Annotated in this window: 20 protein-coding genes and 1 tRNA gene; 11 read left to right on the top strand and 10 right to left on the bottom strand. The window is 72.5% G+C overall.

All coding sequences use genetic code 11. The annotated features are described in order from the left end of the window. Nucleotides 1–47 precede the first annotated feature (47 nt). The 3 genes from H7827_RS12310 to H7827_RS12300 form a co-directional block, all read right to left on the bottom strand. Complete coding sequence (locus H7827_RS12310; protein ID WP_030729590.1) at nucleotides 48–1,172, bottom strand: ABC transporter ATP-binding protein; 1,125 nt, start codon at nucleotides 1,170–1,172, stop codon at nucleotides 48–50. 157 nt (nucleotides 1,173–1,329) lie between these two features. Then, entirely contained in the window at nucleotides 1,330–2,382 is a 1,053-nt protein-coding gene (locus tag H7827_RS12305) for a hypothetical protein (protein ID WP_432744948.1), read from the bottom strand. Between the two features lie 16 nt (nucleotides 2,383–2,398). Next, complete coding sequence (locus tag H7827_RS12300) at nucleotides 2,399–3,061, bottom strand: hypothetical protein (RefSeq protein ID WP_386540107.1); 663 nt, start codon at nucleotides 3,059–3,061, stop codon at nucleotides 2,399–2,401. A gap of 154 nt (nucleotides 3,062–3,215) precedes the next feature. Here H7827_RS12300 and H7827_RS12295 point away from each other — a divergent pair, with 154 nt between their 5' ends. After that, on the top strand, nucleotides 3,216–3,722 hold the full coding sequence (locus tag H7827_RS12295) for an NlpC/P60 family protein (RefSeq protein WP_432744945.1): 507 nt from the start codon (nucleotides 3,216–3,218) through the stop codon (nucleotides 3,720–3,722). 160 nt (nucleotides 3,723–3,882) lie between these two features. Then, nucleotides 3,883–3,955, top strand: a tRNA-Thr gene (locus tag H7827_RS12290). 119 nt (nucleotides 3,956–4,074) lie between these two features. Here the strand turns inward: H7827_RS12290 and H7827_RS12285 are convergent. After that, a complete protein-coding gene (locus H7827_RS12285) occupies nucleotides 4,075–4,689 on the bottom strand; it encodes a flavin reductase family protein (RefSeq protein WP_432744942.1) in 615 nt (204 codons plus the stop codon). 65 nt (nucleotides 4,690–4,754) lie between these two features. Beyond that, nucleotides 4,755–5,018 carry a hypothetical protein gene (locus H7827_RS12280; protein ID WP_432744939.1) on the bottom strand — a complete coding sequence of 88 codons (264 nt, stop codon included), beginning with the start codon at nucleotides 5,016–5,018 and terminating at the stop codon, nucleotides 4,755–4,757. A gap of 70 nt (nucleotides 5,019–5,088) precedes the next feature. Between H7827_RS12280 and H7827_RS12275 the strand changes: the two genes are divergently transcribed. Further along, nucleotides 5,089–7,251, top strand: coding sequence for an alpha-galactosidase (locus H7827_RS12275; protein ID WP_432744936.1), 2,163 nt, complete (start codon nucleotides 5,089–5,091; stop codon nucleotides 7,249–7,251). A 57-nt stretch (nucleotides 7,252–7,308) separates the two neighbouring features. Here H7827_RS12275 and H7827_RS12270 read toward each other — a convergent pair whose 3' ends face one another. After that, complete coding sequence (locus H7827_RS12270) at nucleotides 7,309–8,301, bottom strand: zinc-binding dehydrogenase (protein ID WP_432744933.1); 993 nt, start codon at nucleotides 8,299–8,301, stop codon at nucleotides 7,309–7,311. Nucleotides 8,302–8,468: 167 nt separating this feature from the next. Between H7827_RS12270 and H7827_RS12265 the strand changes: the two genes are divergently transcribed. Beyond that, nucleotides 8,469–9,041, top strand: coding sequence for a Uma2 family endonuclease (locus tag H7827_RS12265; RefSeq protein ID WP_432744930.1), 573 nt, complete (start codon nucleotides 8,469–8,471; stop codon nucleotides 9,039–9,041). 88 nt (nucleotides 9,042–9,129) lie between these two features. Then, nucleotides 9,130–9,774, top strand: coding sequence for a Uma2 family endonuclease (locus tag H7827_RS12260; protein ID WP_432744927.1), 645 nt, complete (start codon nucleotides 9,130–9,132; stop codon nucleotides 9,772–9,774). Nucleotides 9,775–9,858: 84 nt separating this feature from the next. Here the strand turns inward: H7827_RS12260 and H7827_RS12255 are convergent, their stop codons facing one another. Then, the gene (locus tag H7827_RS12255; protein WP_386538952.1) at nucleotides 9,859–10,434 is read right to left on the bottom strand and encodes a TerD family protein; all 576 of its coding nucleotides are present in this window, start codon (nucleotides 10,432–10,434) and stop codon (nucleotides 9,859–9,861) included. 162 nt (nucleotides 10,435–10,596) lie between these two features. On the opposite strand from H7827_RS12255, the gene arfB reads away from it, so the two are divergent. Then, nucleotides 10,597–11,037, top strand: a complete 441-nt coding sequence (gene arfB, locus H7827_RS12250) for an alternative ribosome rescue aminoacyl-tRNA hydrolase ArfB (RefSeq protein WP_432744924.1) — start codon at nucleotides 10,597–10,599, stop codon at nucleotides 11,035–11,037. A 113-nt stretch (nucleotides 11,038–11,150) separates the two neighbouring features. Here the strand turns inward: arfB and H7827_RS12245 are convergent, their stop codons facing one another. Continuing rightward, entirely contained in the window at nucleotides 11,151–11,651 is a 501-nt protein-coding gene (locus H7827_RS12245) for a flavin reductase family protein (protein ID WP_432744921.1), read from the bottom strand. A 286-nt stretch (nucleotides 11,652–11,937) separates the two neighbouring features. Between H7827_RS12245 and cdgB the strand changes: the two genes are divergently transcribed. Together cdgB and H7827_RS12235 are read left to right on the top strand one after the other, a co-directional pair. Beyond that, complete coding sequence (cdgB, locus tag H7827_RS12240) at nucleotides 11,938–13,554, top strand: diguanylate cyclase CdgB (RefSeq protein ID WP_432744918.1); 1,617 nt, start codon at nucleotides 11,938–11,940, stop codon at nucleotides 13,552–13,554. 99 nt (nucleotides 13,555–13,653) lie between these two features. Then, nucleotides 13,654–14,619 carry a carbohydrate-binding protein gene (locus H7827_RS12235; protein ID WP_386538959.1) on the top strand — a complete coding sequence of 322 codons (966 nt, stop codon included), beginning with the start codon at nucleotides 13,654–13,656 and terminating at the stop codon, nucleotides 14,617–14,619. Between the two features lie 81 nt (nucleotides 14,620–14,700). Here the strand turns inward: H7827_RS12235 and nagA are convergent, their stop codons facing one another. Both nagA and H7827_RS12225 read right to left on the bottom strand, forming a co-directional pair. Then, nucleotides 14,701–15,870, bottom strand: coding sequence for an N-acetylglucosamine-6-phosphate deacetylase (nagA, locus tag H7827_RS12230; RefSeq protein WP_432744915.1), 1,170 nt, complete (start codon nucleotides 15,868–15,870; stop codon nucleotides 14,701–14,703). After that, complete coding sequence (locus tag H7827_RS12225) at nucleotides 15,857–16,873, bottom strand: ROK family protein (protein ID WP_432744912.1); 1,017 nt, start codon at nucleotides 16,871–16,873, stop codon at nucleotides 15,857–15,859. Before H7827_RS12225 ends, nagA begins: the two co-directional genes overlap by 14 nt. A gap of 134 nt (nucleotides 16,874–17,007) precedes the next feature. Here H7827_RS12225 and H7827_RS12220 point away from each other — a divergent pair, with 134 nt between their 5' ends. From H7827_RS12220 to H7827_RS12210, 3 genes are all read left to right on the top strand, one after another. After that, nucleotides 17,008–17,472, top strand: a complete 465-nt coding sequence (locus H7827_RS12220; RefSeq protein ID WP_432744910.1) for a hypothetical protein — start codon at nucleotides 17,008–17,010, stop codon at nucleotides 17,470–17,472. A gap of 233 nt (nucleotides 17,473–17,705) precedes the next feature. Beyond that, entirely contained in the window at nucleotides 17,706–18,986 is a 1,281-nt protein-coding gene (locus H7827_RS12215) for an ABC transporter substrate-binding protein (protein ID WP_432744907.1), read from the top strand. A gap of 94 nt (nucleotides 18,987–19,080) precedes the next feature. Beyond that, nucleotides 19,081–19,299: a DUF3263 domain-containing protein gene (locus H7827_RS12210; protein ID WP_390125374.1), complete on the top strand. Its 219-nt coding sequence runs from the start codon at nucleotides 19,081–19,083 to the stop codon at nucleotides 19,297–19,299. Nucleotide 19,300 lies beyond the last annotated feature (1 nt).

Genomic DNA, 19,300 nt, shown 5'->3' with positions numbered 1-19,300 from the left:
TACCGGGTACGGAATGCGCGGCCCCATGGCCACGAAAGGGGGGAATATCAGGTGAGACGCGCCCCGCTGCTGACCGCGAAGACGTGGGTCTCGCCCGGGCGGGGCACGACGTGCAGCTTGGCGCCCTTCTCCGGGATCTCGCGGCCGCCGACCCGGATCACCAGGTCCTTGGTCTCGCCGCCGACCTCGGCGGTGCCGTAGACGTAACCGTCGGCGCCGAGCTCCTCGACGACGTTGACGGTGACGGCCAGACCGGCTTCCTTGTCCGCGTCGGCCTTCTCCAGGCCGCCGCCGTTGCCGTTGACGATGTCGAAGTGCTCGGGGCGGCAGCCGACGACCACGCGGGTGTCGCCCTGCTTCTGCGCCTCGGTGAGCGCGGCACGCTCGACCGGGACGACGCTGTTGCCGAACTTCACGCCGCCGTCGGTGATCGGCACCTCGACCAGGTTCATGGCGGGGGAGCCGATGAAGCCCGCGACGAAGAGGTTGGCCGGCTTGTCGTACATGTTGCGCGGCGAGTCGACCTGCTGGAGCAGCCCGTCCTTGAGGACGGCGACCCGGTCGCCCATGGTCAGGGCCTCGACCTGGTCGTGGGTGACGTACACCGTGGTGACGCCCAGGCGGCGCTGCAGGCTCGCGATCTGGGTACGGGTCTGGACGCGGAGCTTGGCGTCGAGGTTCGACAGCGGCTCGTCCATGAGGAAGACCTGCGGCTCACGCACGATGGCGCGGCCCATCGCCACACGCTGGCGCTGACCACCGGAGAGCGCCTTCGGCTTGCGCTCCAGGTACTCGGTGAGGTCGAGGATCTTGGCGGCTTCCTCGACCTTGGTGCGGATGTCCACCTTGTTGACGCCGGCGATCTTGAGCGCGAAGCCCATGTTCTGCGCGACGGTCATGTGGGGGTACAGCGCGTAGTTCTGGAACACCATCGCGATGTCCCGGTCCTTCGGCGGCAGGTGGGTGACGTCGCGGTCGCCGATGCGGATGGCACCGCCGTTGACGTCCTCGAGGCCGGCCAGCATCCGCAGGGAGGTGGACTTGCCACAGCCGGACGGGCCGACGAGAACGAGGAACTCACCGTCCGCGATCTCGATGTCCAGCGCGTCGACGGCGGGCTTCTCCCCGCCCGGATAAATCCGGGTCGCCTTGTCGTACGTAACCGAAGCCATGTTCTGTTCTCTCCTTCTACCGGCAGGAACGTGCCGGACGATCCGAGTAGGAAGGCGCCACGTCCACCGTCCCTGGTGAACGCATGGCGAACCTAACTCGAAGGGACATCATTTGTCACGAGTCCTGTGGGAAAAAGTGCGACGCGTCCGGGCGTACTCAGGAGAAGAACAGTGCGCGGAGCAGAAAACCCGGACAGACGATGAGCAGGGCCGCGCATCCGGCGAGAAAGGCCGGCGCGCTCAGCAGCAGGGCGGCCACACCCCAGTACGGGTACACATGGGCGTACAGGCCCTTCGGCGAGCCGGGGGCGAGCCACAGCGCCCGCTCCGCGAGCGGCCGTACCGTGCTGTCCTCGGCGTCGCGCCGGTACGTCCATTCCTTCCCGGCCGGATCCGTGTACCCGTAGACATGCCCCCACCGGCTGCGCCCGGGGCCCGGCGGCTCGGTGCGCAGATAGCCGGCCGTCACCCGGCCGCCGCGCCGGACGATGTTCCACAGCGCGCGCCCCGTCAGCCAGGTGCCCGCCGCGCCCAGGCCGGTCACGGTGCCCGCCACGACCGTCACATAGACGCCCATCAGGGCCAGGTCCGGGGCGCCGAGCAGGACCAGCAGCAGGGCGTACACCGCGTACCCGGCCGGTCCGACGCGCCACGCCAGTTGTTCCTTGCTGTAGCGGTCGCGCAGCCTCCCGCGTTCCCCGGGGGCGAGCGGCAGGGCGGCGCCCCGGGCGGTGGGGACGGTGCGGGGCGCGGCGGAGGCAGGGTCCGACGCGGGTGCCGGTGCGGAGAGCGGGCGCTCGCCGTCGGCCAGCCGTACGGCGTCGGCGGCGCAGACCGCTATCCGCCGCCTCGCGCCCCCGTCCGGCCGCCAGGAGACCTGGCGTTCCGCGCGGCCGTGCCGGGCGTCGAAGAAGCACAGCGGCAGCCGGTGCGGCAGCGGATCCCCCGCCATCCGGGCGTCCAGCCGGGCCAGCGCGTACCGGCCGTCCTCCACCGTGCGCCGTGCGAGCCGCTGATCGCGGTCCGCCGACCGGCGCGCGGTGTCGTACGCGTCCAGCGCCTGGGCGAAGTCGTCCGCCATCGCCGCCGTGGCGCCGGGCCGGCCCGGGGAGAACGGGTGCTCGCCGAGGAGTTCGCCGAGTGCCGTGATGTCCTCGTCGAGCCGGGCCCGGTCCGCCGCTCCGCCGTCGCCGTCACGGTCGCCATCCATGCGGCCATCATCGCGGCTAGCGCTCCAGATTGTTGCCCCCGGCGAAGAGTTCGTTCTCGGAGCCGACGACCAGATAGCTGTCGGGGTCGCGGGGGACGGTCCGGCCGAGGGTGACGGTGACCGGACCTTCGGTCAGCACCGGTCCGTCCAGGGCCGGTACGTCGCGGGCGAGCGCCGCCCAGTCCAGCCACAGCCCGGCCACCGGCCGGCCGTCCGGCGGCAGCGGCAGGTTCCCGTTCTCGGCGGCGGCGATGGCGCGCCGCTCCTCGGCGACGGCCGCTGGGCCGCCGCGCCGGCGCAGGGTGAAGAGGTGGTCCAGGAGCGGGAGCGCGCCGAGCATGTCCCAGCCGTGTTCGGTGAGGACCTCGTCGACGTCCGCGATCACCGCGCCGACCCACGCGTCCTTGCCGAGCATCAGGTCGCGCACGGTGGCGTCGTACGCCGGGTCGGTGCTGCGCACGTACGGCAGCAGGTCGATGCCGCCCACGACGGTGCCGTGCCGTACGACCCACAGCCGCAGGCAGGCGCCGTACCAGAGCAGGAGATACGGGTCGAGGTGGTCCGTCTCCTCGAACGCCTCCCGTGCACTGGCCAGGGTCCCGGCGGCGTAGATGTCCCCCTTGCGGGCGCCGCCCGGACCGACCGAGAACTCCACGAGGTAGCAACTGGGCTGAGTCATGGGCACACTCCGTACGTTTCGATCGCCTCGAACACATGTTCGCATAGTGCGGAGCGAAACGACGGGACCACCGCGCCCTCCGCCGTGCGGCCGCGCGACGGCCGGGGCGGAAAACCTGTGGCGCGCCGGGCGGGCGGGCCGCCAGCATCGGCGGATGGACGAAGACGACCTGAGCCGCCTCGCCGACCACGCCATCGCCTGGGCCGAGGGCCACCTCGGCTCCACGGCCTACGCCACGCGCTGCCTCGCCTTCGTCGAGGACGCCTACGAACGCGCCAACGGGCTCGAACTCTTCGGCGGCGACACCGCCCACGAATCCGCCGTGCTGTACGAGGCCGCCACCCGCACCGGGCCCCCGCCGCGCGGCGCCTTCGTCTTCTACGACAGCGTCGGCGAACTCCTCGGCGCCCGCCGCAACTGGGGCCACGTCGGCATCGCCCTCGGCGACGGCCGCGTCATCCACGCCTGGGACCGCGTGCGCATCGACCCCGCCGAGCACCTGGAGGACCTGACCCCGCCGCCCGGCTGGGACCTGTTGCGCGGGGCCGGCTGGGCCCCGGCCGAGCGCTTCCTGCGCGGCTCCCGCCCCAGGCGGTGGACCACCGACGCCCCGGCCGCCGCCCGCGACGACCAGGCCACCCGCTTCGGTTCCGGCACCTGAGGCGACGTACCGGGTCCGGTCCGCGACGGGGCCGGCGGCCTCCGGACCTTCCTGCCGCCCACCCCACGAGGCCGCCCCGGTGGGGCAGTCCCCTTGCCGCTGCCCGGTGGTCAGGGAAGCGAGGTAGGCTGTGCGCGCCCCGGAAGTTGCCCGGGGCGGCGCCGCCTTAGCTCAGCTGGTAGAGCACCGCTCTTGTAAAGCGAAGGTCGTCGGTTCGAATCCGACAGGCGGCTCTCAGGGGCAGGCCCCCCGGACGCGTCCGGGGGGCCTGCGCGTTGTCCGGGCCGGGGGTTGGCCCCCGTCGTGCTCCAAGATCCGCCATCGCGTGGCCCCGTGGGCTTCCCGGCCGCCGCTACCGCCCCGCCGCCGTGGGGGCCGCCGCCCGGTACGAGCGCCCGAGTTCGGGCCCCAGGCCGTAGTAGTGGCGGAAGTTGTAGAGGAGCGGGCTCCAGGCGGCCGGGCTGATGTGGTCCGTGCCGGGGACGGTCAGGCGGGGGTCGGCGTGGACCTTGCGGACGTGGGCCTCGACGATCAGGAAGTCGCCCTCGGCGTCCGGGCGCACCCGGGCCGCTCTCGCCTCCAGGTGCAGGGGGCACTCGCTGACGCGGGGCGGCCGGACGGTGTGCGACGGCGTCGGGTGGAGCCCGGCGGCCCCGAACTTGTCCGGCTCGTGGCGGCAGCCCTCGGCCTTGGTGGCGGGGACCGGATGGCGGCCGGTCAGGGGCGCCAGGCGTTCGACCGCGGGCCACTGGTCCGGGGCCGGGAGGTTGATCACCAGGTCGGGGCGGTGGGTGAGGTTGTGCGCCGTCTGACCGTCGCGTCCCAGGCCCAGGACGACGGTCTGCCCGAGGGCCCAGGCCGATGAGATGGGCGCCAGGTTGAAGGTGCCGTCCTGGTTCTCGGTACTGAGGAGCACCACGGGGGTGCCGAAGTAGAGGATGGACGGCTCGATGGCGATGTGATGCATGGTCCGGAGCCTAGGAACGGGTTCCTTCGGTGCGTGCCGAAGCGAGGAGGCCGCCGCCGCGGGCGTCAGTCGTCATCGCCGGAGCCGGAGCCAGGACCGGGGCCCGTGCCGTCCTCGGCCGGGATCGTCGGATCCCGGCGTGCGTGGTAGATACCCGTTCCCCGGCAGTTGCGGCAGTTGCCCATGCGGGTATGGGTGACGGCGTCCCGGAAGCGGAAGGGGTCGTTGCCCGGGACGTAGGCCCAGGTGTAGGGGCGGACGCCCTCACCCTCGCACCAGTTGCAGCGTTCCGGGTTGGTGCGGGACTCGGAGGCGTACGGGGTGGTCATCGAGGCTGCCCTCCAGGTAGAAATATCGCACACGACTCAACATGTTCGATCAATCAAGCAGAGGCCGCAGATGCGACACGACGGGACCATTGTTCATCTTCGGGCCGCCGGGGTCAGCCTCGTGCTGAACTGCACGGGCACCGGGCTGCCGCGCGCCGTGCACTGGGGCGCCGATCTGGGCGAACTGTCCGCCGCCGCGCTGGCCGCGCTCGTACGGGCCTCGGTGCCGCCGGTCGCCCCCAACAGCACCGACGAGACGGTCCCGGTGAGCCTGCTTCCCGAGCAGTCGGCCGGCTGGCTCGGTACCCCCGGGCTGACCGGGCACCGGGCCGGGGCGGACTTCTCCACCGCCTTCGCCGTCACCGCGCTCCACCCCGGCGAGCGGTCCCTCACCGTCGACGCCGAGGACGCGCACGCCGGGCTCGGGCTGCGTCTTGAGGTCGAGCTGACGGAGTCCGGCCTGGTACGGCAGCGGGCCACCGTGACCAGCCTGCCCTCCGCCGCCGGCCGGGCCCCGTACACCCTCTCCGGCGTCCTGCTCACCCTCCCCGTCCCCGACCGGGCCACCGAGGTGCTCACCCTCACCGGCCGGCATCTGCGCGAGCGCAGCCCGCAGCGGCACGCGTTCACGCTCGGTACCCATCTGCGGGAGAACCGCCGGGGCCGCACCGGTACCGACGCGGCGACCGTGCACGTGGCCGGGACGGACGCCTTCGGATTCCGCTCCGGGGAGGTGTGGGGGCTGCACGTGGCGTGGAGCGGCAACCAGCGCTCGCTCGCCGAGCGCACCAGCCACGGCGTCTCGCTGCTGGGCGGCGGCGAACTGCTGCTGGCGGGCGAGGTGACGCTGGGCGCGGCGGGCGAGGAGTACGTGACCCCGTGGGTGTACGGGAGTTACGGCGGTTCCGGGCTCGACGAGCTGGCGGGCCGCTTCCACCGCTATCTGCGCGGGCGCGCGAGCCACCCCCGTACCGACAACCGGCCGGTCACGCTGAACGTGTGGGAGGCGGTGTACTTCGACCACGACCTGGCCCGGCTGAAGGAGCTGGCGGAGGTGGGGGCCTCGGTCGGGGTGGAGCGGTTCGTGCTGGACGACGGGTGGTTCCGGGGGCGGCGCGACGACCACGCGGGTCTGGGCGACTGGTACGTGGACGAGGAGGTGTGGCCGCAGGGGCTGCACCCGCTGGCGGAGCACGTGCGCGGGCTCGGCATGGAGTTCGGCCTGTGGGTCGAGCCGGAGATGGTCAACCCGGACTCCGACCTGGCGCGTGAGCACCCCGAGTGGATCCTGGCCACCGGCGACCGGCTGCCGCCGCCCTCGCGGCACCAGCAGGTCCTGGACCTGGGGCACCCGCAGGCGTACGCGTACATCCTGGGGCGGCTGGACGCGCTGGTGGACGAGTACGCGCTGACGTACCTGAAGTGGGACCACAACCGCGACCTGATCGAGGCCGGGCACAGCGCCGCCGGCGGCCGGGCGGGGGTGCGCGAGCAGACGCTGGCCACCTACCGGCTGCTGGACGAGCTGCGGGCCCGGCATCCCGGCCTGGAGATCGAGTCGTGTTCCTCGGGCGGCGGCCGGGTCGATCTGGGGATTCTGGAGCGCACCGACCGGGTGTGGACGAGCGACTGCATCGACGCGCTGGAGCGGCAGTCCATCCAGCGCTGGACGGGGCTGCTGCTGCCGCCCGAGCTGATGGGATCGCACGTGGGGTCCCCCCGCGCCCACACGACGGGGCGGGAGCACCGGCTCGACTTTCGGGCGGGCACCGCGCTGTTCGGGCACTTCGGGATCGAATGGGATCTGACGGGGGCGAGCGGGGCGGACCGGGCCGAGCTGGCGGAGTGGATCACGCTGTACAAGCGGCTGCGCCCCCTGCTGCACGGCGGTGACGTGGTGCGCGGCGACCACCCGGATCCGGCGCTGTGGGTGCACGGGGTGGTGGCGCCGGACGCCGCGCGGGCGGTGTTCGCGCTGGTGCAGACGGCGACGAGCGTGCAGTCGCCGGTGGGTCGGGTACGGCTGCCGGGGCTGGACCCGGCGGGGGAGTACCGGGTGACGCCGCTGGCGCCGGGGGACGCGGCCGGGGTGTCGTCGTGGCTGACGCTGCCCTGGTGGGGCGACGAGGACGGAGTGACGCTGCCGGGCCGGGTGCTGGACACCGTGGGGGTGCAGCCGCCGACGCTGCATCCGGAGCGGCTGGTGCTGCTGGAGGCGGTGCGGGTGGCCTAGCGCGGCGGCCGGGGGCCGCCGGGTGGCCGGGCGGGCGGCCACCCGGCGGCGGCTGGGCTACGGGATGAGGACGACCTTGCCGGTGGTGGCCCGGGTCTCCAGGTCGTGGTGGGCGCGGGCGGCCTCCGCGAGCGGGTAGCTCTGCACCAGGGGGGTGAGGATGCCCTCGGTGACGTGGCGCATCGACTCCTCCTCCAGGACGCGGATGTTCTCCATGCCGCCGATCTTCGCGGCGAGCGCGGGGCCCAGGGTGCCCTCGGAGGTGATGCCGAGCCGCCGCTGTTCCTCCTCCGGGACGATCAGCAGGTCCCCGGCGCCGGAGGCGTAGCCGTACGAGAGGTGCGCGCCGCCCGGGGCGAGGAGCGGGAAGGCGGTGCGGGCGTACGGACCGCCCACCCCTTCCAGGACGCGGGTGAGGGGGCGTTCGCCGTAGGCCGTGCGGATCCGGTCGGCCCAGTCGGGCTGGTTGTAGTCGAGGGCCAGGTCCGCGCCGAGGGAGGCGACGGTCTCCGCCTTCGCCGGGCCGCCGGCCGCGCCGATGACGGTGGCGCCGCGGTGCTTGGCGTACTGGACGAGCAGCGTGCCGATGCCGCCGGCCGCGGCGAGGACGAGCACGGTGTCCTCGGGGCCGATGGTGGTGAAGCGGAGGATGCCCATGGTCATCCGGCCGGTGCCCATCATGGCGACGGCCCGGTCGGCGGGGAGGCTGTCGGGGAGCGGGTGGAGGCGGTCGGGGGTGGTGACGGCGAGTTCGGCGTAGCCGCCGGGGACCATGCCCAGGTGGGCGGCGACGCGGCGGCCGATCCAGGAGGGGTCGACATCCTCGCCGACGGCGTCCACGGTGCCGGCGACCTCCCGGCCGGGGATGGTGGGGAAGGCGGGCTCGGGCCAGCCGGGGACGGGTGCGGAGCGGAGGACGGTGTCGACGAGGTGGACGCCGGCGGCGGCGACGGCGATACGGACCTGGCCGGGGGCGGGTCGGGGGTCGGGGACTTCCTCGTGGCGCAGGTTCTCGGGCGGGCCGTAGGCGTGGAGCTGGATGGCGTGCATGGGCGGGGCTGTCCTTCCCGGAGGGCGGCGCGCGGCGGCCGGGGCGGTGCCGCGAACGCCCCAACCGTGCAACTTCAAGGGGACTTGAGGTCAAGGCTCACACCTTCGGGTGATCATCGCCGGGGCGCCCTGTCGGCGCGCCGGGCCGCGCTGGGAGGGTCGGGGGCATGAACGTGGGAACGGCGACGGCCCTGGACGGATACGCGGCGATGGCCGAGGTGGCCCCCCGCGGGTGGCGGGTGGAGCTGGTGGACGGCCATGTGCGGGTGACCCCGCAGGAGGACGCCGGGCACGCGGAGATCGTGGCCTCGCTGGCGGCCCAGCTCGGGGCCCAGCGGCCGGACGTGACGGTGCGTTCGGGGGTGGGCCCGGTGCCGGTGCTGGAGCTGGCGGACGAGGAGATGCCGGGGCGGGTGCTGCCGGACGTGGTGCTGATGCCTGCGGACGCAGAGGGCGGGGCGCGGGCGCTGCCGCTGCTGGTGGCGGAGGTGACGATGAAGGCGACCGGCAATGTGGACCGGGTGGAGAAGGTCCGCTCCTACGCCCGGGCGGGCTTTCCCGCCTACCTTCTGGTGGACCGTCACTACCGTTCCACGATGCTGTTCACGCGGCCCTCGGGGGCCCGCTACATCCAGAAGAACTCGGTCCCCTTCGGTGAGCGCCTCACCCTCCCCGCCCCGTTGAACGTCTCCCTCGACACCGCCGTCTTCCCGGCCCCGGTCAAACCGAACACCTGGTGATCACACCTTCGGGTGGTCGGTCCCGTCACGGCTGTCGGTGGGCAGTTTTACGCTGGCAGGGTTGCGTTCGGTAAGAAGGAGGTACGCCATGACCGTGACTCTTCCCGAGCGTGATCACCGCACCCGTGATCAGAGCGACGAGCCCCGGAAGTCCTGGAAGCAGCTCTCCGATGCCGAGAAGATGTACGCGGTAGTGGAGTCCACCTTCGACGAACTGAACGCGACCGCCCCCGAGGGCTGGCGCGTGGAACTGATCGAAGGGGATATCCACGTCGTGCCACCGGCGAACGGCCCACATGAGGCGATGCTGGCAGAGATGGTCACTCAGGTGGCCCGGCGCAGTACTGAAGAGTCGCTGCGTACCTACACCGGAATCGGATTGCTGTTGCCCTCCCACACCCTGACCAGCAAGGTGGTTCCGGATCTGGTGGTGGCAGTGCGCGGAAGCTTTATGGCGCCCGAGCTCTATCACGATCCCGAACCGGCGGTCCTGGTCGGTGAGATCACCTCGGTGTCCACCGTAGACAACGACCGGGGGAAGAAGCTGCGTGGGTACGCCCTGGCCGGGATCCCCCACTACCTGCTGGTGGACCGCAAGGAATCGACGGCCACACTGTTCAGCGACCCTGCTGGGGAGGAGTACCGCCACCAGCAGGCAGTGGGGCTCTCGGAGCGGATCGTGCTTCCCGAGCCGCTCGGATTCGCACTGGACATCAGCGAATACGGTGACTGACGCTCGATCTGAATTCGCTCACGGAGTGGCGGCCCTCGCATCACGTCACGTGTGCGAGGGCCGCAATTCCCTGGCGCCAGTGGCTCAGACGTTGACGCCGAAGTCCTGGGCGATGCCCGCCAGGCCGGAGGCGTAGCCCTGGCCGACCGCGCGGAACTTCCACTCGGCGCCGTTGCGGTACAGCTCGCCGAAGACCATGGCGGTCTCGGTCGAGGCGTCCTCGGTCAGGTCGTAGCGGGCGATCTCGCTGCCGCCGGCCTGGTTGAGGACGCGGATGTACGCGTTCCGCACCTGGCCGAAGTTCTGGCCGCGGTTGTCGGCGTCGTGGATGGACACGGGGAAGACGACCTTGTCGACATCGGCGCCCAGGGAGCCCAGGTTGATGTTGATCGTCTCGTCGTCGCCGTCGCCGTCGCCGGTGGTGTTGTCACCGGTGTGCTGGATGGCACCGTCGGGCGAGACCAGGTTGTTGTAGAAGATGAAGTGCTGGTCGGAGACGATCTTGCCCGCGGCGTTCACCGCCAGGGCGCTCGCGTCGAGGTCGAAGTCGGCGCCCGTGGTGGTACGGACGTCCCAGCCGAGGCCGATCGTGACCGCCGTCAGGCCCGGAGCCTCCTTGGTCAGCGAGACATTGCCGCCCTTGGTCAGGCTCACACCCATGGAGAATCCCCTTTAATCCAGCTTGGTTGATCGGTTGCCCGATTGCGGGTACACACCCGCGCACCCCTTCAACGACGACAGGGGGCCCTCAGGTTCCATCACGCCCCACAGCGTCCCGAAAGTGGGATGCGCGCGCCCGGGGGCGCGTAGGACCATGGACACATGTCCGGTCCCTATGTCATCCGAGGTGCGGTCCTCCTGCCCGAGGCCGAGCTGCGTTGGCGTTTCTCCCGATCCTCGGGGCCCGGCGGTCAGCACGTCAACACCACCGACTCCCAGGTGGAGCTCTCCTTCGACCTGGCGGCCACCGAGTCGCTGCCGCCGGTGTGGAAGGAGCGGGCGCTGCGCGAGCTGGTGGCGCGCGGGCGGCTGACGGACGGGCGGCTGCTGGTCGTACGGGCCTCCGAGCACCGTTCGCAGTGGCGCAACCGGCAGACCGCCGCGCTGCGGATGGCGGGGCTGCTCGCCGAGGTGACGGCTCCGCCGCGCGCGCCGCGCCGGGCGACCAGGGTCCCGAAGGGGATCAACGAGCGGCGGCTGCGCGAGAAGAAGCAGCGCGGGGGCGTGAAGCGGGGGCGTTCCGGGCGCGAGGGCTGGGACTGACGGAGGTCGGGGGGCGACGGGCGGGATCGGCCGGGGCCAGGGGCCCGTGCGGGGGCGCCCTGGGTCGAAAGGACCAGGACCCGGGTCGGGCCCGGCCGCGCGGCCCCGCCCGTTCAGGCGAGGTGGCGGTAGCGCCCCTTGTAGTAGGTGAGCGGCCCGCCCTCCACCGCCGGCAGCCCGACGGACAGCACCCGGGCCACCACCAGCGTGTGGTCCCCGGCCGCCACGCGCTGTTCGGTACGGCACTCCACCGTGGCCAGCGCGCCGGTCAGCAGCGGCGCCCCGGTGTTCCGGCCCAGTGCGTGCGGGACTTCCTGGAACAGCAGTTTGTCGCTCAGCCGCCCCTTCATCGCGAACCGGCCGGCGATGGCGCGTTCGCCCTCGGCGAGGAGCGAGGCCGCCCACAGGGGCTGACGTTCCAGCAGTTCGTCGATCCGTGAACCGGTCCGTACACTCACCAGCACCAGTGGCGGGTCCAGGGAGACAGACATGAAGGCGGTGGCGGTCATCCCGGCGGGCGCGCCGTGCGGCCCGTCCTCCTCGTCGTGGGCGGTCACCAGGACCACGCCTGCGGCGAGCCTGGCCATCGCGCCCCTGAACTCGTCCTCGCTCACCCCTTCAGGATGCGGGACGAGCGGCTCGGGTGCCGGGACCGGTATCTGGGGTGACTCAGTGGGGAGGCGCACGCCGCCACGCTAATGGCGCACGTCGCGCAGCGGTATCGGACCCGAGAACCAAAACGGGTGACCCCGCGTCCTACATCGTGCGACCGAGCCCTACCGCAGTGTGACTTGAATCACAGCAGGCGACTTATCGCTGACCCTGTGTACCTAGTGGGCAGCTCCCTGTGATTCAGTGGCCTGTGTATCTGCACGTGCATTCGGGTCGTTCGGGGGAGTGATGGAAACGGAGACGGAGCCATACGTTCGACTCGCCTCGCTGCGAGAGCTGCACCGCGTCCTCGCGAAGCTCAGCACCGCCCGCAGTGTGGCCGACACCTTGCAGACCATCGCCAACGGAGTCGTCGAGGCCGTCGGCTTCGAACTGGCGGCGGTCAACTACGTCAGACCTGACGGCGACCTTCTCGTCGCCGCCGTCGCCGGGAACGAGACCGTCGAAGCGGAGGTCGCCGGCCGCTCCGGCTCCCGCGAAGCCTGGGAACGCCGCCTCACCATGGGCGAGCGCTGGGGGGAACTGCGCTTCATCCCGTACACCGAGGGCTGGGTCCTCGACCACGACGACGTCCCCCAGTGGCACATCACAGGACCCGCGCCCCGTTACCCGGACGAGTGGCATCCCATGGACCGCCTCTTCGCCCCCATGCACGCACCCGACGGCGAGCTGCTCGCCGTCCTCACCGTCGACAAACCGCGCAACGGCCGCCGCCCCGGACCCTGGGGCTGCGAGGCGCTCCAGATGTACGCCACGCAGGCCGCCATCGCCCTCAGCAACGCGCGTCTGCGTGGGAATATGCAGCGCGCCCTGGTCCGGCTCGAACGCGAGCAGCAGGCCCTGCGCGCCAGCGAGGAGAGCTTCCGGCAGGCCTTCGAGTACGCGCCCAGCGGCATGGCCATAGCCGAGGTCGGCGGCGAGGAGCACGGCCGGCTGCTGCGCGTCAACGACGCCCTGTGCCGGCTGCTGGGCCGCTCGGCGGCCGTCCTGCGCCGCTACGGCTTCGCCGACCTCGTCCACCCCGAGGACACCGGCGTCCTGCTGCGCACCTCGGCCGAGGGCGGGCGCGCCGAACTGCGCCTCGCGCGCCGCGACGGCAGCTACGTGTGGGTGAGCCTGCGCAACTCGGTCGTCGCCGACGCGGCCGAGGGCGCCCGGATGCTCCTCACCCATGTGGAGGACATCGAGGAACGCAAACGGCACGAGCTGGCCCTCGCCCACCGCGCCAGCCACGACTCCCTCACCGGGCTGCCCAACAGCGCCGAGCTGCGGGCCCGGCTCGGCGACCGGATATGCGAGCAGACCCCGCGCCGGGCCCGGCACGGCCGGGCCGCCACCCCGGCGGAGGCCGCCGCCGACGCCTTCGACAGCGGCGGCAAGGGGCCGCTGCGGGCCGGGTACGACCACCACGAGCACATCAGGTCGCCGGAGGCCGCCGACGGGGACGGCAAGGGCCTCGCGGTGCTCTTCTGCGACCTGGACGGCTTCAAGTCCATCAACGACCGTTTCGGGCACGTCTGCGGCGACGCCGTCCTGGTGGAGGTCGCCAGGCGGCTGGAGCGCGGCGTGCGGGACAACGACACGGTGGCCAGGCTCGGCGGTGACGAGTTCGTCGTCCTGGCCGAGGGGCTGGGCACGGCCGACGCCTCGGACCTCGCCGTGCGGCTGCGCAACGCGATCATTCCGCCGATCCGGGTGGAGGGCCGCCCGGTGCGGGTCGGCGCCAGCTTCGGCATCGGCTGGGCCGCGTGCGGCATGACCACGGCGGAGATCTTGGAGTCCGCCGACCAGCGGATGTACGTGGAGAAGCGATCGAGGTCACAGGGACGCCGCCGGGCGGGCTGAACCGATCAGGCGGCGCTGTCCCCCGAACGGGGTAGGCTCGCGCCCGTATGTACCAGGGCGGGGCACAGCAGTGACAGGTAAGGGTAAGGAGCGCGGTCGATGAGTGCGGGGAGCCAGGGCAGAGGTACGCCTGAGCAGGGTGACGACCCCTTCGGGTACCTCTATCGGCCCGAGGGCGGTCAGGGAGCCGGGCAGTCGCCGGCGCCGCAGCCGCCCCCGTCGTACCACCAGGTCCGCCCGGTCGGGGAGCGGACCTTCGCCGGACAGCGCGGCCAGGGCAACGGCCACGGCCAGCAGGACGCCCACTACGCGGCGCCCGAGACCCAGGCCGGCGGCTCGTACGGTGGCGGCGGCCACGGCGGTCGCGGGCGCGGTCGCGGTGACCAGGGACCGCCCAGGCGCAACGGGCTGCTGATCGGCGCCATCGCGGTGGTCGCGGCGGTCGTGGTCGGTGTCGGCGCGGCGATCATCTTCAGCAGCGGCGGCGACCAGGACGACCAGGGCCAGGGCAGCGACCAGCCGGTAGACCCGACCGGCGACAACAACGACGACGACCTCAACCCGGACGACGAGGACCCGGGCGACGAGAACGAGGACGAGGACGGCGACCCGGACGGGGCGCTGCCGACGGCGGACCTCACCGACCAGTCGCAGATCACGCTCTCCAGCGGCGCCGGCCTGGAGTCCAACATCCCCAAGGCCCGCACCGACTCCGGCGCGTACGTCGGCGGCATGAACAACCACAACGCGACGATCACCTGGACCATCGACTTCCAGGGCGAGCCGGGGCAGTACTACTTCAACATGGGCTACACCGTGAAGGGCGACCAGTCGCTGAGCTTCGCGGTCAACTCCGAGATCCGCGAGGACAAGATCTCGGCGGAGGACTACAACGGCCCCTACATCGATGACTCGGCGGGCCTGGACGAGCGGTGGACACGCACCTGGAAACTGGTGAACCTGGAGCCGGGGGAGAACACCTTCCACATCGGCTGCACCACCGGCGACAAGTGCGATGTGTATATCGACACGCTGTGGATCACCGACGAGCAGGTCAAGAACTGACGCCCGTCGCGTCCTCCCCGCTTCGCGCGCACCCGCCGCACGGCCGCCACCCCCACCTCTGGGCGGCCTTATTTCTTTCCTTCACGGCTTCACCAGCCATTCACCTCGGCGCATCACGCCCACCACCGTGAAGTCCGCGTCCAGGACCACCAGGTCCGCGTCCTTGCCCTCCTCGATGGAGCCCGTCCGGTCCGCGATGCCCAGCAGCCGCGCCGGGGTCGTGGACAGGGCGCGGACCGCGTCGTCGACCGGGCGGCCGTCCACCGTGACCGCCCGGTGCAGGGCGTGGTCCAGGGTCAGGGTCGAGCCCGCGATCGTGCCGTCCGGCAGCCGGGCCACCCCGTCGGTCACCTCCACCCGCAGCGGGCCCAGCGGGTAGCTGCCGTCCCCCATGCCGGCCGCGCCCATCGCGTCCGTGATGAACGCCACCCGGTCCGGGCCGGCCGCGCGCAGCGCGAGGCGGAGCACGGAGGGGTGCAGATGGGTGCCGTCGTTGACCAGCTCGACGGTGATCCGTTCGTCCTCCAGCAGCGCCGCGACCGGCCCCGGCGCGCGGTGGCCCAGGGGCGGCATGGCGTTGAAGAGGTGGGTGGCGGCCCGGGCGCCCGCCTCGATGGCGGCGCGGGTGGTCTCGTACGTGGCGTCGGTGTGGCCGATGGCGGCGATGGCGCCGCGTTCGGCGAGCAGCCGTACGGCCTCGATGCCGCCGGGCAGTTCCGGGGCGATGGTCATCATCCGGGCGGTGCCGCGCGCGGCGTCCAGCAGGCGGCGGACGGCGTCCGGTTCGGGGGCGCGCAGCAGGTCGGGGTCGTGGGCGCCGCAGCGGCCGGGGGAGATGAAGGGGCCCTCGAAGTGCAGGCCGGCGAGGTCGCCCTGTTCGACGAGTTCGGACAGGGCGCCGGCCTGGCGGGACAGGTCGTCGAGGGTGCCGGTGACGGTGGAGGCGAGCATCGTGGTGGTGCCGTGCCGCCGGTGGGTGTCGATGGCGGTCAGGGCCTCCTCGGCGGTGCCGGCCGAGAAGGAGGCGCCGCCGCCGCCGTGCACGTGGATGTCGACGAAGCCGGGCACGATCCAGTGGCCGGTGAGGTCGTGGGTCTCCGTGGCGTGCCCGGCGACGCCGTCGCGGTCGTCGGCGGTGGCGGCGATACGGGAGCCCTCGACGGTCACCCGGCCGCCCTCGTCGACGCCGCCGGGGCGTACGACGTGGGCGCCGGCGAGCACGGTACGGGCACGGGCGTCAGTGGCGGTCATGGCTGCGGCCTTTCGGGGCGTGGGGGAGGGCGCCTGCGCCGGCGGGGGTGCCGGCGGCGGTGACGGCGTCCCAGGCGAGCAGGCCCGCGCCCAGGCTGCCCGCGGCGTCCCCGAGGGCGGCCGGGACCAGGTCCGGCAGCCGCTGGAAGGTCGCCTTGCGGGTCAGCGCGGCGCGCAGGGGGGTGAGCAGGGTCTCGCCGGCTTCGCCGAGTCCGCCGCCGATGATGACCAGTTCGGGGTCGAGCAGGCTGATGCCGGTGAGCAGTCCGTCGGCGAGCGCGTCGACGGCGGTGTCCCACACGGCGAGGGCGGCCGGGTCGCCGGCGTCGACGGCGCGGGCGGCGTCGGCCGCGGTGGCGGTGGGGTCACCGCAGGCGAGGGCCCAGGCACGGGTGACGGCCGCGGCGGAGGCCAGGGTCTCCAGGCAGCCGTACTGTCCGCAGCCGCACTTCTCGCCGCCGGGCCGTACGACGATGTGGCCGAGTTCGCCGGCGCCGCCGTGCGCGCCGGTCTCCATCCGGCCGTCACCGGTGCTGATGGCGCAGGCGATGCCGGTGCCGAGCGAGACGAAGAAGAACCGTCCGCCGGCGGCCCGCGCCCCGGCTCCCAGGCGGGCCTCGGCGAGCCCGCCGGCGCGCACGTCGTGGCCCACCCGTACGTCGGTGCCGTGCAGCCGTTCGCTCAGCAGGCGGCGCAGTGGTACGTCGCGCCAGCCCAGGTTGGCGGCGTACACGGCGGTGCCGCGCTCCTCGTCCACGATGCCGGGGAAGATCACTCCGGCGGCGAGCGGGGGTGCGCCGTAGCGGTCGCGGCCGGTCTCGTACAGCTCGTGGGCGAAGCCGAGTACGCCCTCGACGACGGCGTCGGGGCCGGCCGCGCGCCGCGTGGGGCGGCGTTCCTGGTACCGGACGTGTCGTCGATCGGGGCCTATCAGGGCGCCTTTGAGGCCCGTCCCGCCGACATCGAGGGCGAGGACGTACCCGTCGTCGTGATCACTGGTCACGCGCCCAGTCTCACCCGGCGGCGCCAAGAGGTCTAGTCCACCTGTCCCCCCTGAGGGCGAACGGATTGCTCCCGCAGGGTGATACGGGGCAGGTCGGCCGTCCTGTCGTGCGGGCGCGGGGCGTTGGGGAGGACATGAAACGGAGCATCGCGGTACTGCTGGGTTGTCTGGCCGGTCTGGGCTGTGCGGGGTGTGTGTCGGTGCACCCCGGGGGTGGTGACGCCGCCGAGGTCACCGGGGTGACGGAGGCGGACGGGGGCGCGGACGGCGCCGGGGGCGAGGAGACTGCGCGGCGGGAGGCGGGGGAGCAAACCGCCGACCGGGACAACCCGTCCGAGCCCGCGGGTGAACCGCGGCCACGTCCCGTTCCCGATCCCGGGCCGCAGGCCCCGGGTGGTGCGGGGGCCACGCCCGCTCCGGCGGCCGCGCCGTCGGCGGCGGAGGCGGCGGCCACCGCGCCCCGCCCGGGGGCCGGGCTGGTTCCGGAACTGCCCGACGGCGCCGGTGGCGTCCCCTCGTCGTGGGCGCAGGCCTGTGAACTGGGGAAGGACATGATCGACCCGGGTGTGCTCGACCTGTGCCGGTCGGCGGGCCACTGACGGGAACGGATCGTCAGCCGTTCCGCCGGGGCTCTCTGCCCGTCCGGTACGTCTGTCAAACCTCCCCGGGCGCATAGCTGTTGTGAAAGCGATACCGATGGTTACGGTCGTGATCACGACGCCGCAAGGCAGACTCTCCTTCATCGCGCGCGGCTCTCGGCGGGCGCGCTCGGGGCAGAAATGATGTTCTGGACAAAGGGGTTGTGAACGTGCGACGTCGGAAGTTCTTGGGAATGACGGCCGGTCTGACCGGGGCCGTCGGCCTTTCGGCGACCGCGTGCGGGGGCGATGATTCCGGCGGCAGCTCGGAGACCGTGCTGAAGCTGGTGGCGGCCGAGGCCGGGGAGGCGTCCGACACCGGCAGCACGCAGCGCTACTGGAACGAATTGGTCGCGGATTTCCGGCTGGAGCACCCGGAGATCATCATCGATGTGACCACGTTGCGCTGGCAGGACGCGAACGCCGAGGTCGCCCGTATGGTGGCCGAGGGAGACGCCCCCGATATCGCCCAGATCGGCGCCTTCGCGGATTTCGCGTCGGCGGGCGAGTTGTACCAGGCGGACGAACTGCTGCCGATATCCCAGCTCGCGGACTTCATCCCCTCGCTGGCGATCGCGGGCGAGATGCGGCGGGTGCAGTACGGCATGCCGTTCGCGGCACGGATAGGCCGGCTGTTCTACAACAAGGATCTGTTCGAGGACGCCGGTCTCGACCCGGACGTGCCGCCGGAGACCTGGGAGGAACTGCTGGAGGCGGCCACGGCGCTGCGCACGACGGGGGTCGAGGTGCCGTTCGCCCTGCCGTTCGGGCATGACGACGCGGCGGGCGAGGCGCTCATGTGGATGCTCGCCGGTGGTGGTGGCCTAACCGACAACACCGGCGGCTACACGCTCAATTCGCCGATGAACGCGAGCACGTTCAACTGGCTGCGCGACGAACTGGTGACTCCGGGGCTGACCGGTGACCGGCCCCCGGGCTCCATGAGCCGGCAGCAGGCGTACAGCGCCTTCGCGGAGGGCACGGTGGGCATGCTGTTCGCCGACCCGGTGCTGATGCGGCAGTCCGACCGGGGCGGGGTGTCCTACGGGACGGCCGACCTGCCCGGGTTCGCGGCGCCGTCGACCTCCACGCTGGGGGAGGCGTCGTGGCTGATGGCGTTCAACCAGCGGGGGCACCGGGAGGCGATCGGGACCTTCCTGAAGTACGTCTTCACGGCCGAGAACGTCAACACCTTCGCCGAGCGCTGGGAGCTGCTGCCGGTGACGACGCCGGCCTCGCAGGCGATGCAGGACCAGGAGGAGGGGCGGCAGGGCGAGCGGCTGACGCCGTTCCTCGACGCGCTGCCGACCGCGACGTTCTTCCCGGTCGGCAAGGTGTCGTGGTCGCGGGTCTCGACGCTGGTCGCGCAGGGGATCGGGGCGACACTGGAGCCGGGCAGCAATGTGCCGGGGATTCTCGCGGATCTCCAGGAGCAGGCGGAGGCGGCCGACCTGGGGGAGCAGCCGACGTCGTAGGGCGTCCATAAGGGGATAAAATGCCCGGGTGAGTAGTGAACGGGGTACGGACGGGGGCGCGGACGCGAACGCGGACGCGGCTGCCGCCGGCGGGCTGTCCGAGCGGGAGCTGGCGGTGCTGGCGGTCGAACGGCAGGGCTGGGCGGGCTCCGGCACCAAGGAGCGGGCGATCAGGGAGCGGCTGGGCATCTCGCCGACCCGGTACTACCAGCTGCTCAACGCGCTGCTGGACGACGAGCGGGCGCTGGCCCACGACCCGGTGACGATCAACCGGCTGCGGCGGAGGCGGGATGTGCGGCGCGCGGGAAGATAGC

This window comes from Streptomyces sp. JH002, from assembly GCF_050916115.1.
Classification (GTDB): Bacteria; Actinomycetota; Actinomycetes; order Streptomycetales; family Streptomycetaceae; genus Streptomyces; species Streptomyces xiamenensis.
Note: the sequence above shows the minus strand (reverse complement) of the source record. Positions and strands in the feature narration are given on the sequence as shown.

Coding starts and splice junctions, on each gene's coding strand:
- H7827_RS12310 (WP_030729590.1), bottom strand. CDS start 1,172: ATGGCTTCGGTTACGTACGACAAGGCGACCCGGATTTATCCGGGCGGG.
- H7827_RS12305 (WP_432744948.1), bottom strand. CDS start 2,382: ATGGATGGCGACCGTGACGGCGACGGCGGAGCGGCGGACCGGGCCCGG.
- H7827_RS12300 (WP_386540107.1), bottom strand. CDS start 3,061: ATGACTCAGCCCAGTTGCTACCTCGTGGAGTTCTCGGTCGGTCCGGGC.
- H7827_RS12295 (WP_432744945.1), top strand. CDS start 3,216: ATGGACGAAGACGACCTGAGCCGCCTCGCCGACCACGCCATCGCCTGG.
- H7827_RS12285 (WP_432744942.1), bottom strand. CDS start 4,689: ATGCATCACATCGCCATCGAGCCGTCCATCCTCTACTTCGGCACCCCC.
- H7827_RS12280 (WP_432744939.1), bottom strand. CDS start 5,018: ATGACCACCCCGTACGCCTCCGAGTCCCGCACCAACCCGGAACGCTGC.
- H7827_RS12275 (WP_432744936.1), top strand. CDS start 5,089: ATGCGACACGACGGGACCATTGTTCATCTTCGGGCCGCCGGGGTCAGC.
- H7827_RS12270 (WP_432744933.1), bottom strand. CDS start 8,301: ATGCACGCCATCCAGCTCCACGCCTACGGCCCGCCCGAGAACCTGCGC.
- H7827_RS12265 (WP_432744930.1), top strand. CDS start 8,469: ATGAACGTGGGAACGGCGACGGCCCTGGACGGATACGCGGCGATGGCC.
- H7827_RS12260 (WP_432744927.1), top strand. CDS start 9,130: ATGACCGTGACTCTTCCCGAGCGTGATCACCGCACCCGTGATCAGAGC.
- H7827_RS12255 (WP_386538952.1), bottom strand. CDS start 10,434: ATGGGTGTGAGCCTGACCAAGGGCGGCAATGTCTCGCTGACCAAGGAG.
- arfB (WP_432744924.1), top strand. CDS start 10,597: ATGTCCGGTCCCTATGTCATCCGAGGTGCGGTCCTCCTGCCCGAGGCC.
- cdgB (WP_432744918.1), top strand. CDS start 11,938: ATGGAAACGGAGACGGAGCCATACGTTCGACTCGCCTCGCTGCGAGAG.
- H7827_RS12235 (WP_386538959.1), top strand. CDS start 13,654: ATGAGTGCGGGGAGCCAGGGCAGAGGTACGCCTGAGCAGGGTGACGAC.
- nagA (WP_432744915.1), bottom strand. CDS start 15,870: ATGACCGCCACTGACGCCCGTGCCCGTACCGTGCTCGCCGGCGCCCAC.
- H7827_RS12220 (WP_432744910.1), top strand. CDS start 17,008: ATGAAACGGAGCATCGCGGTACTGCTGGGTTGTCTGGCCGGTCTGGGC.
- H7827_RS12215 (WP_432744907.1), top strand. CDS start 17,706: ATGACGGCCGGTCTGACCGGGGCCGTCGGCCTTTCGGCGACCGCGTGC.